We start from the raw sequence: 11,539 nt of genomic DNA, 5'->3' as shown, positions 1-11,539 counted from the left end.
CGGTGGCGGCTGGACTGAGGAGCAGCGCAGCCGCGAGGAACGAGCGGCGAGCAGCGCACGAAGGAAGCCGACACCAGCAGCGGCCGAGCCGGAGCGAACCATTAGGCACCGTGAGCGCAGGCTCGGCCGCGGTGGCGGCTGGACTGAGGAGCAGCGCAGCCGCGAGGAACGAGCGGCGAGCAGCGCACGAAGGAAGCCGGCACCAGCAGCGGCCGAACCGGAGCGAACCATGAATACCGTGACCGAGCCTGAGGGCACACCGCAGAGGAAGGTGCGGGTGCTCGTGGTGGACGACCATCCGCTGTTCCGGTACGGGCTGTGCACGGTGCTCGCGGCGGAGCCGACCGTCGAGGTGGTCGGCGAGGCGGCGACCGGGCGGGACGCGGTCAGCGCGGCCAGCGCCTACCAACCGGACGTGGTCGTGATGGACCTGCACCTGCCGGACATCGACGGCATCGAGGCGACCCGGGAGATCGTCGGGGTGCGGCCGAGCACCGGCGTGGTGGTGCTGACCATGTTCAACGACAGCGAGTCGGTGTTCGCGGCCATGCGCGCCGGCGCCCGCGGCTACCTGCTGAAGGGCTCCGGCCAGGAAGAGATCATCCGGGCGGTGCACGCGGTCGGCCGCGGCGAGGCGATCTTCGGCCCGGACATCGCCACCCGGGTGCTCGGCTACTTCAACAGCGCGCCGGTCGCCTCCGACCCGGTCTTTCCCGAACTCACCTCTCGGGAGCGGGAGGTGCTGGCGCTCATCGCCGACGGCCGCAGCAACGCCGCCATCGCCAGCAACCTGTCGCTGAGCCCGAAGACCGTGCGCAACCACGTCTCCAGCATCTTCACCAAGCTGCACGTCGCCGACCGCGCCCAGGCCATCGTCCGGGCCCGCAAGGCCGGACTTGGCGAGAACCCCACAGACCGTCGGTCCTAGTCGGCAAGCCCTGCCCGGTCGGGCAATAACGGGACATCGGTCCCATGTGCCCGGGACGCCCATTCGGGCAATCTTCTCCGTGCACACGTCGGCGCGTGCTGGGCGTAGGCGGTCGGGGCTGACGCAGCGTGCGAACTGGAAGCGGGGAAGAAGAAGAGATGTTGGAACAGAGTCGGACACCGGTCGTCGTCAGAGCGACCGACCCCATTCTCCAGAATGGGGTCCACATGGCACTGCGGACCCGGCCCGAGGTGTGGCTGGTCGACGAGGAGAACGCCTCGCCGGAGGCCGTCGCGCTGGTCGTCACCGACCGGTTCGACGACCGGGCCGGCCAACTGCTGCGCACCCTGCAGTGCCGCGGCTTCACCCGCGTCGTGCTGGTGGCCGGCGAGCTCGAGGACACCGAGATTCTCACCGCCGTCGAGGGCGGCGTGTGTGCGGTGGCCCGGCGCGCGGACACCACTCCGGACGTGCTGGTGCGCCTGGTGAAGGCCGCCGCCGCCGGTGAGGGTGCGCTTCCGCCGGATCTGCTCGGCCGGCTGCTCAACCGGGTGTCCCGGCTGCAGCGGCACGTGCTCGAACCGCGCGGCCTGCACCTGGCCGGCATCACCAACCGGGAGACCGAGGTGCTCCGGCTGGTCGCATCGGGACTGTCCACCAAGGAGATCGCCGACAAGCTCTGCTACTCGCAGCGCACGGTCAAGAGCATCCTGCACGACGTCACCAACCGCTTCCAGTTGCGCAACCGGTCCCACGCCGTGGCCTACGCCCTGCGCGAGGGCCTCATCTGAGCCTTTCCCGGAGTGCGTGGCGAGAGGGTGGGCGACCCGCGGGGGGTCGCCCACCCTCTTCGTATCCGCGGAAACCTTTGACAACACACAACTTCTGCCCGAGGAACGGGACCGTTCCTCGGGCAGAAGGCGATGGGAGGGATCCGGTCAGCCGGAAGTCTTGCCGGAGAACGTGACGCTCACCTTGCACTTGCCGTTGGCCGGCTCGGGTGCGCCCGGCGTCTGGCAGTTGACCGCGATGCCCAGCTTCTTGTCCGGCGGGAAGGTCAGCGGCGCGATCGAGTGGTAGTCGTAGTCCCGGAAGTTGGCCAGACCGAACTCGTAGAGGATGTCGTTGCCGCGCAGGATCCGGATCGTTCCGGTGTCCCCGTGCGGGTTCTGCAGCAACAGGTCGGTGATCACCACGGTCTTGCCGGCCTCCGGCGCCGGGTTCGCCGTGTCGACCTTGGTGAACGCGTTCGGGTTCGGGTTCGCGGTCACCTCAGCGGAGATCCGGGTGTCGAACGCGGTGCCGGTGCTGATGTCCACACCGCCCGGGCCGGTCACCGGCGGTGCGGGCGGTTCGCCGCCACCACCACCGGCCGCGGCCTGCTGCGCCGCCGCCGCCTTCTGTTCGGCCGCCGCCGCCTTCTCCTCGGCCTCGGTCACCTGTTCCTGCATCGCCGCCTGCTGCGCGGCGACCTCGGTCTGCGCGGTCTCCCGCGCCGCCGACTGCACGGTCGGCTTGACCACGGTGAACCACAACGCGACGGCCGCGATCGCCAGCGCCAGCAACGCGATCAGCGCGGGCAGCAACCACTTGGGCAGCAGCTGCTGCTGCACGACCGTGCCCTGCACGGTGGTCGGCGGGATGTCCGCGGCCAGCGCGGTCACCTGGAACGGATGCCGGCGCTCGGCGCCCTTCAGGAACCGGTCGTGCGGCTTGACCGTGAGCTTGAGAAAGGCCGAGGTGCCCGGCTGCACGGTCAGCGTGTTGTAGTCCAGGGACATCTTCAGCTGCTCGTCCGGGTCGTTGGCGACCAGCTCGACCGGGATCGGGTAGTTGCCGGAGTTGTCCACCACGACCTCGTGGCGGGCCTTGCTGCGGCACCGCGACGACTTGGGCGACAGCTCGACCTGGAGGTCGGTGAACGGCTCGACCTGAACCGCACCCTCCTCGACCACCGAACCGTGCGGCTCCTCGCGGGACAGCACGCGCACCCCGAACGGCACGAAGCCGGCCGGCACCGAGGAGTTCCTCGGCGGCTTGAACGTGATCGCGACCTGGCCGTCCTGGCCGGGCATCAGGTTCATGATCCGAGGCTCGACCTCGGTCCAGTCCTTGGCATCGCCGACCACATCCACTGTGAACTGATCGACGAGCGTTCCGTTGTTTCGCACCTGGACGGTGGCGTCGACCGACCCGCCAGGGGTTACGGACAGCTGCCTACTCGCCAGCGACGTGGTGGCTCCCATGTCACGAAAGTCTGCGGATGATGCCACGAATCCGGAACCCTGCAAGGGGGAGCGTGCCCGGGCAATCACAACTGCCCTTTAGGGCACCCCAGGGCGTCCACACCGCCTCCCCTGGGCAACCACTACGGTGGCCCGATTCCTCATAGGGTTTCTCGCGGTGAACCACGCCTGGAGGTCGAGTCGTGCCCAAATCCGCTTTCGTTCGCCGCCCGGTCGCCATCGCTTCCGCCACCGCGGTGGTCGCCGGAACCGTCGCGGTGTTACTGGTGAGCCCCGGCGGCCCGGTGGCCGGTGCGGTCGCCGCCCCCGGCTCGACGCTGCGCGCGTCGGTGACCAACGCGGGCGAGCAGGCCCGGCAGGGCGGGGATGAGAGCGCCCTGTCCGAGAACGGCACGGCCGTGGCGTTCACCAGCCGGGAGCAGCTGGACAACCTGGGCACCGACGGGCGGGAGAACGTGTTCGTCCGCGACCTTGCCCGCAACCGCACGGTGATGATCAGCCGTGGGCGGCTGGTGCGGGACGAGCCGACCATCGGCGTGGCCCCGCCGCCGCTCGTCCGCTACGGGCCGGAGAAGCACCTCGACCTGAACGCACCGCTGCCGACCCGGCGGCAGCAGGAACCGCCGCCGATCGACACTCCGGCGAACGGGGACAGCACCACCCCATCGATCTCCGCCGACGGCCGGTTCGTCTCGTTCATCACCAACGCCACCAACGTGCTGTGGGCGGATGCCTACACCGATGCGGAGATCTTCATCGTGGACCGGGATCCGGACGCGGACGGGAACTTCGACGAGAACCTGCCGAGCGGTGTCCGGGACTACCGGTACATCCCGGTGCTGCAGGGCGGGTTCGGCAGCTACGAGTACGCCCGGGCGGCGAAGCTGGCCGCGAACGGCAGCCGGATCGTGTGGATCGAGGGCGAGGGCGCGAGCTACTTCCTGACCGCCCGGCTCAACCTCCCGGCCGGCCAGGTCGACAAGGCGAGCCAGGTGCCCGCCGACATCGGCCTCGGCTCGGAGTCACTGGCCGCGCAGTACGACCCGGCGATCTCCTCGGACGGCAACTTCGTCGTGGGGAGCATGGCCTACTGGCCGGACTGCGAGTGCTCGCAGATCCGGGCCATCGTGTCCACCGACATGCGGACCGGGACCGCCACCCGCGTCGACATCGACGTCGACAACGAGCCGGTCGGCGGATTCGAGACCGAGGATCTCGTCATGCGGCCGGCGGTGTCCGGTGACGGGCGGCGGATCGCGTTCGTCGGCGAGCTGTTCGAGGGCCGGCGCTCCCGGTTCAACCAGCCCAACGTGTACGTGGTCGACGTGGACTACAGCCGGCCGGCGAACCAGCGGGTGACCCGCACGGTGATCGCGTCCCGGAACAACGCCGGCGCCTTGGTCAACGGTGAGCTGCCGGGACTGTCCGCCGACGGCCGTTACCTCGCGTTCGTCACCGACTCGCCGAACGCCCACGACGGGACGGACGCGCCCGCGCAGACCTCGACCTGCATCAAACCACCGCCGCCGCCCACGTCGTCGGCGCCGCCGGTACCGCGGCTGGGCGGCGAGCCGTTGCTGCGCCTGAACGCGGCGCTGCCGCCGGAGCGACCAGAAGCCCGGACGTTCTGCCAGGTCGTGGTGCGAGATCTGGTCATCGACCAGACCAACGGCCCGCGCCTGGTCGGCACCCTGGTCTCCCCCAACACCACCGGCAACGCCGGCAACGGGAACACCGTCCCGGACCGGCACACCAGCCAGGCGCGGCTGAACATCATGCCGCCGTCGCTGTCCGGCACCGGCGGCCGGATCGCCTACGACTCCGCCGCCGGCAACCTCGTCGCCGACGACACCAACCAGCGCGACGACGTGTTCGTCCGGACGCTGCAACCGGATCTGCGGGCCAGCACGCTGAACTTCGGCCAGGTCGAGGTCGGCCAGGGCCTGGTGCGCACGGTTGCGGTCAGCCGTGTCGGAGCCGGGCCGCTGGGAATCGGAACGGTCAGCCTGACCGGTCCGAACGCCGCCGACTTCGAGATCATCGGCCAGACCTGCCAGAACCGGACCCTGCACCAGACCGAGACCTGCGGCGTCACGATCGAGTTCCGCCCGTCGACCGCGACCAACCGCACCGCGCAGTTGGTGGTGGACGCCCCCGGCATCCGGCGGGTCGTGGTCGACCTCACCGGAGTCGGCACCGAGAAGCCGGTTCCGCGGGGCGCCGAGTTCTCGGCCGCCCCGGTCCCGCTCGAGTTCGGTCAGCGCCCGCTGCTCTCCGCCGGCCCCGAAGGCGTCATCACGGTGACCAACACCGGCGAGTCCCCGCTGCTGATCTCGTCGGTGCTCCCGGTCGGTCCCGGCGCCCCCGGCGACTACTCGATCGGCACCAACACCTGCGCCGGAACCCCGGTGCCGGGCGGCGGAACCTGCCGGGTCTCGGTGAAGTTCTCCCCCACGCTGCCCGGTGACCGTTCGGCCACCCTCCAGTTCACCCACAACGTCGCCGGCAGCACGCAGACCCTGGTCGCCGTGCGCGGCTCCGCCGGTCCCATGACCCTCGAGGCCAACCCCGGCGTCACCCCACCCGGCCGCGTCGTCACCATCACCGGCAAGGGCTACCCGCCCGGCAAGACCGTCACCGTCGCGTTCGCCCCGATCGGCCTGTCCCCCGCACCACCCGGCAAGGCCACCGCAACCGTCGGCGCCGACGGCCTCTTCCGCGCCAGCCTGATGATCTTCCACAAGTCCAAGCCGGAGACCCGTACCACCGTGGCCACGGTGGACGGTTCGCCCGCCCTCTTCGCCAACGCCCAACTACTCGTCGTCTTCCCCACCGTCAGCCCCGCCGAGTTCGTCGTCCGCGGCTGACCTGACTCCTGGAGGGGTGGACCGCGCCGCGCGGTCCACCCCTCCGGCATGTCCCGACCCACCCGATCCCACCCGACCCGGACCCGGATCCGACACCGATCCCCGACTCCCGGCTCCCGGCTCCGATCGCCGAGTTACCGACTCCAGCACCCGATCCCCCAGCTCCAGTCCCCGAGTTCCCGGTTGGGAACCGTCGAATCCCTTGTTGGGGCCGGCGAGTCCTCGACTGGGACCCGGCAACCGGAACCGGGGCGCGGGAGCCGGGCCCGGCTTCGCCGGGCGCCTGCGGCGCCCGGCGACGCAGGCGCCGGGCCGGGCTGCGGCTCTTCGAGGCATCTCATCGGTCCCGAGGTGGTGACTCAATGTTCCGGAACGGGGACTCGCCGAAGGAAAGCCCGAATCCTTCGGCGAGTCCCCGGCTCGGGTCGGCGAGTCCCCGGCTCGGGTCGGCGAGTTCCCGGCTCCGGTCGGCGAGTTCCCGGCTCCGGTCGGCGAGTCCCCGGCTCCGGTCGGCGAGTCCCCGGTTCCGATTCCGCGAGTCGCCAGCCCCAGCACCCGATTTACTGGTTCCAGGTGACCGATCCGAGCGTTGCGACGCCACCGGGGACGGCGCCAAGGCAAACCCGGGCTACCCGGAATCCCGCAAGTGGGGAACTCGAGTGCCGGAACCAGTGACTCTCGCTACCGGAACGGGCTGTTCGGTTGCTGGAACTGGCGACTCGCGGAGAAAAGTCGAGTCCCCGCTCCCTGGGGGTGGAGGGAGCGGGGACTCGGTGGGGGTGGGGCGGTTGGCTTTACTTGCGTTCGAAGAGTTCGATTTCGGAGACGGCGAGGTTCTGGCCCTTGACGGACTGGAACAGCTCCACGACGTGGATCTCGACGCTGGTGGCGCCGTCGCCGTTCTCGATCTCGTAGGTGTTCGGGTCGGGATTGTCGAGCAGGTTGACGTCGGTGGTCTTTCCGGTGGAGAAGACCAGGTGGAACTTGCGCGCTCGGTGGTTGCCCTGGAAGTCGTCGTTCGCGCCGTTGCGGACGATGATGCGGGCCAGGTCGACGGTGCGGTCGAACTTCAGGACCACCACCGGTTGCGGGCCGTTGACCGGGGCCAGCCAGTAGGTGTTGCTGAACCCGTCGGTGGCCTGGGCACAACCGTTGTTGGGCGGCAGCTCGGCCGGGCACTGGAAGTCGTTCGCCGTCGGGGAGACCGGCTCGAACTGCGGGAAGATCAACACCTCGACCTGGTGCTTGGCCGCCGCGAACTGCTGGTTCACCCAGCCGCGGAACGGCGCGAACACCGCATACAGGATGGTGCCGAGCAGGACCGCCACGGTGACGATCCGGCGCACCACCTTGAACGTCCCGCTGGCGAGCAGGCCGGCCTTGGTCTTGCCCCTGGTGCCCTTCTTGGGTCGCTCACCGGACTTGCGGATCTTGGCTCCCCGGCGCGGCAGCAGCCGGCGCCACCACGGAGTCTTGACCTTCTCCGCCTCCAGCAGCGACGCACCGCACCGGCTGCAGAACTTCCGGGTCTCCGGGTTGCCCTCACCGCAGTCGCCGCAGATCAGATCGCCCGGCTTGAGCCGCCGCGACGGCGGCTGCCGGCGAACGGCGGCCACCTTCTTGCGCGCCTCCTGCGGGACGACCTCCTCCGGCTGCTCCGGGCGGGCGATCGCCGCCCCGGTGATCGGGGCGACCAGCGCCTTGACCTCGCCGGGATTGGCCGGTGGCCCCGACGGCGCCGACTCCGGCGGCGCCGGCGGGGCTGGCGGCTTCGGCGGGCCCGCGGTGGGCAACGCCGGCGGACCGGACGCACCCGGCGGCTTCGGCGGAGCGGGCGGCGGCAGCGTTGGCGGGCCCGAGGCTCCGGGCGGAGCCGGCGGCGTCGGCGGACCCGGCGGACCGGCACCGGGCGACCCGGGCGGAGCCGGCGGCCTTGGCGGGCCGGGCGGGCCGGCACTGGGTGGTCCCGGCGGAGCCGGCGGACCGGGCGGAGCCGGCGGACCGGGTGGGGCCGGTGGCTTCGGCGGACCGGGCGGTGCCGGCGGCCCACCGGCACCTGGCGGCGCCGGCGGTGCGGGCGGCTTCGGCGGACCGGGCGGAGCCGGCGGAGCGCCCGGGGGCTTCGGCGGACCGGCACCGGGTGGCGGAGGTGGCGGAGGCGGGGCACCCGGCGGCTTCGGTGGGCCGGGTGGCGCGCCCGTTGGCCTCGGCGGGCCGGCGCCAGGAGGTCCGGGCGGGGCACCCGGTGGCCGAGGCGCCCCCGGTGGACCGGGCGGGCCGGGCGGCCGTGGCGCGCCGGGCGGACCGGGCGCGGCTCCCGGCGGCCGGGCCCCGGGCGGGCCGGCGCCGGGCATGCCGGGCCGGGCGTTGGCCCCCGGCGGGATCGGGTCGCGGTTGCCGACGTCCATGTACAACGCCGACTGCAGCCGGGAGAACCAGCCCCGCCTCGGCTCGTCCTCTTCCTCCTCCGCCGCGGCAACGGGCACCGGGGCGGGCTTCAGCTTCTCCCCCGTCCACTCGAGGAAGGCACCGCACGATCCGCAGAACGCGTCGGCCTCCCTGTTGTGGAAGCCGCATGTCTTGCAGACGATCACGGCCGATCCACCTCCACTCTGTGCACGACATGTGCTGGCTTGGCCGCGGCCACCGCGGCATCCACGAGATCCATGGGCACGGTCTTCGGGTCGTGCACCCGGATCCGCACCGCGAGCCGGGGACTGGCCTCGCCCGGCAGCCGCGCGTTGGGGTTCTTCGACCACCCGACGCCGCCGCTGTCCGCGATCTCGACCCGCCCGCCGGTGAGCACCTGCAGGTTCGCCCGCAGCCCACCGACGGTCCCCCGCATCCGGTACATCTCCACGGCGCTGGCCAGTACCGCCCGACGGCGCTCGACCGGCCAGCCCTCCTCCATCTCGATCCCGACCCACCCGGCCAGCCACTCCAGGAAGTCCTCCGGAGCCAGGTACGGGTCGAAGTAGTCGACCAGACAGTCCAATGTGGCCAGAATCGGCGCGAGCACGTCGTCGAACCCGCCGACGAACCGCTCGGTGAACGGGTCCTCCTGGTAGACCGCCGGCAGCATCTCGATGAACGGCGACCGGTTGGCCATGCCGGGAACCATGCCGCGCATCAGTGGTCCTCCACCCTGACGTGGTGCTCGTAGGAGAAGATCAGGCTGTGCGCGTCGACATCCAGGCGTTGGGTCTCCTCGCCGCGCTCCCCGGTCACCGGGTTGGCCCCGAACAGCCGCACGTCCTCGACCAGGTCGACGCCGCGAACCCGTTGCAGCAGCGCGTAAACGTCACCGGCCTGCACCGGACGGCCGAATGGCCAGCCCTTTCCGTCCGGTCCACCGCTGATCGGGTTCAGGTGCTGGTACAGCGCCTCGAGCGCATCGGCCCGCACCCTCGCCTTGTCCAGCCGTGGCCGGGCGATCACGCGGGCGACCACGGTGACTCCGCGGTACTTCGGCGGCGAGACGAGCACCCTGGTGCCGATCAGCCGGACCTCGTCGAGCCGATCGGAGATGCGCTGCAGCGTCTCCTCGCCGGGCACCAGCTCCGGGAAGTCGATCTTACCGGCGGTCTGCGCCGCGGCCGGGACGATCAGCACCCGCACCGCACCGGCGTCCACGTCGTCGTCCCCCGCGGTGACGCAGCGGACCCGGGCCACGTCCGGCGCGGCTTCCTGGGTGATCGCCTCGTAGTCCTCCGCGGTGACCGCGCGGCTCCTGGTGCGCAGCAGGATCGGGCCGCGGGCCTTGGCCTGCTCGACCGTCTCGCCGTCCACGCCGCCCCAGGCCGCGTCCAGGTTCTCCACCTTGTTGACGAACGGAATCGACGACTTCAGGGTCTGGATCGCGCCCTTGCCGACGTTGCCCACCCGGCCGCCACCGGTGGCGTACTTGCGCAACCGGACGGTCGCGCCGTACTCGGGAACCGCGCCATACTGCCGCAGCCCGCCCTGCGCCTCACGAATGACCGGTCCGAACTGGACGGTTCCGGACACGCCGTCCAGGATGTAGTGCCGGTCGTCCGGACCGCTGCCGGCGAACTGCTGGACCTGGGTCCACTCCACCCAGCCGTCCACCGACGAGGTCTCCAGCACGGCCGCGCCGGCGCCGATCACCACGGGCGTGCGCTGGACCTGGAATCCCTGGCCCGGCACGCCTTCGGAGATCCCGAGGACCTCCTCCTCGATGATCTCGCAGTGGTTCGCCTCGACCGTGCCGCCGACCGTGCTGGCCGACAACGCGGTGACGAACGGCGACGCGGTGTAGGTCGGCCAGTCCGGGTCGACCTCGATCACCCTGGCCCGCAGCCAGCCCGCGGCCTCACCGCCGAGCACCGACGACTCGTGGTCGGACGGCACGTGCACCATGATCTGGCCGGCGGCGTTCAGCGCGCCGGTGCCGTCGCTGCTGACCTTGCATTCCTTCCATTCCTTGCCGTTCCAGGCCTCCCACACCAGCGGCGGGTGGTCCGGGTGCACGCCGACGCCCTCGACCCGGCAGTCGAAGTCCAGCCGCACCACGCAGTTCGGCACCGGCACGGACAGGCCGACCAGCAGCAGGTCGTCCACCCGGGGCACCGGGGAGAACGCCTGGAAGGACTGGCCCATCTTCAGCTCGTCGGTCCGCTCCACCGGTCCCTCGTCGGACACGGTCTGGCTGGCCACCTTGTGCAGCGAGCACGGGACGATCTGCAGGTCCTGCCCGGTGGAGAACACGATCGACTCGTCCACCTCGGTGCGCAGCGTGGCCACGTTCGTGCCCATGGGAATGCCCACCGAGGCGACCGCGGGCGCGGACAGCCAGAACGTCACGCCCACCTGGGCCGGGGTGGCCGGGATCAGCCGCAACCCGATCAGCTCGAGGAACTTGACATAGAGCCGGTCCGGTACCTGGTTGAGCCGGAACAGCATCTGGTCGGTCATGAACGCGAAGGTCTCGATCAGCGTCACGCCCGGGTCGGACACGTTGTGATCCGTCCACTCCGGACAGCGTCGCATCACCATCCGTTTGGCGTCGTCGACGAGATCCTGGAACCGCCGATCGTCGAGGTTCGGTGCCGGTAGCGCCATCAGTAGTCACTCCCGTCCTCGGGGATCGTGTAGAAGGGAAACACCAGGTTCCGCCGGTCGTTGGTGTCCTTCGGCCGGTACTGGATGTCGATGTAGAGCGTGCTGTGGTCGGCGGGATCCGGCGTGATCACCACTGCCTCGACGTCCACCCTCGGCTCCCAGCGCAGCAACGCGTCGCGGACCACGCGGGACAGTTCGGAGATCGTCTCGACGTTCACCGACCGGAACACGAAGTCCCGGATCCGGCTACCGAACTCGGGGCGCATCGGGCGCTCACCGGGATAGGTGGACAGGATCAGGCGCATCGCCTGTTCCAGCTCCACTTCCCGGCGCACCAGGGCGATCCCGCCCTGTGGTCCGACCCCGAGTGGGAAAGCCCACCCGGCGCCGACGAAATCCTGTGTGGTCATGCGCCT

General features: G+C 70.9%; 8 protein-coding genes. 3 read left to right on the top strand and 5 right to left on the bottom strand.

Annotated features, from left to right (window positions below; all coding sequences use genetic code 11):
- The first annotated feature begins 238 nt into the window (after positions 1-238).
- Both VFV67_RS28500 and VFV67_RS28495 read left to right on the top strand, forming a co-directional pair.
- Positions 239-928: a response regulator transcription factor gene (locus tag VFV67_RS28500; protein ID WP_326473748.1), complete on the top strand. Its 690-nt coding sequence runs from the start codon at positions 239-241 to the stop codon at positions 926-928.
- Between the two features lie 158 nt (positions 929-1,086).
- Entirely contained in the window at positions 1,087-1,719 is a 633-nt protein-coding gene (locus tag VFV67_RS28495; protein ID WP_326473747.1) for a response regulator transcription factor, read from the top strand.
- Between the two features lie 147 nt (positions 1,720-1,866).
- Here VFV67_RS28495 and VFV67_RS28490 read toward each other — a convergent pair whose 3' ends face one another.
- On the bottom strand, positions 1,867-3,174 hold the full coding sequence (locus VFV67_RS28490) for a hypothetical protein (RefSeq protein ID WP_326473746.1): 1,308 nt from the start codon (positions 3,172-3,174) through the stop codon (positions 1,867-1,869).
- A gap of 182 nt (positions 3,175-3,356) precedes the next feature.
- On the opposite strand from VFV67_RS28490, the gene VFV67_RS28485 reads away from it, so the two are divergent.
- Positions 3,357-6,041 carry a choice-of-anchor D domain-containing protein gene (locus VFV67_RS28485; RefSeq protein WP_326473745.1) on the top strand — a complete coding sequence of 895 codons (2,685 nt, stop codon included), beginning with the start codon at positions 3,357-3,359 and terminating at the stop codon, positions 6,039-6,041.
- A gap of 794 nt (positions 6,042-6,835) precedes the next feature.
- On the opposite strand, the gene VFV67_RS28480 is transcribed toward VFV67_RS28485, so the two are convergent.
- From VFV67_RS28480 to VFV67_RS28465, 4 genes are all read right to left on the bottom strand, one after another.
- Positions 6,836-7,834 (bottom strand): zinc ribbon domain-containing protein, encoded by a 999-nt coding sequence (locus VFV67_RS28480; RefSeq protein ID WP_326473744.1) that lies wholly within the window; start codon positions 7,832-7,834, stop codon positions 6,836-6,838.
- Between the two features lie 797 nt (positions 7,835-8,631).
- Complete coding sequence (locus tag VFV67_RS28475; RefSeq protein ID WP_326473743.1) at positions 8,632-9,171, bottom strand: phage tail protein I; 540 nt, start codon at positions 9,169-9,171, stop codon at positions 8,632-8,634.
- Positions 9,171-11,123, bottom strand: coding sequence for a putative baseplate assembly protein (locus VFV67_RS28470; RefSeq protein ID WP_326473742.1), 1,953 nt, complete (start codon positions 11,121-11,123; stop codon positions 9,171-9,173). The genes VFV67_RS28475 and VFV67_RS28470 overlap by 1 nt, the downstream gene beginning before the upstream one ends.
- Positions 11,123-11,533: a GPW/gp25 family protein gene (locus VFV67_RS28465; RefSeq protein WP_326473741.1), complete on the bottom strand. Its 411-nt coding sequence runs from the start codon at positions 11,531-11,533 to the stop codon at positions 11,123-11,125. The genes VFV67_RS28470 and VFV67_RS28465 overlap by 1 nt, the downstream gene beginning before the upstream one ends.
- Positions 11,534-11,539: the final 6 nt, after the last annotated feature.

It is taken from the genome of Actinophytocola sp., from assembly GCF_035762905.1.
Classification (GTDB): domain Bacteria; phylum Actinomycetota; class Actinomycetes; order Mycobacteriales; family Pseudonocardiaceae; genus DASYTH01.
Note: the sequence above shows the minus strand (reverse complement) of the source record. Positions and strands in the feature narration are given on the sequence as shown.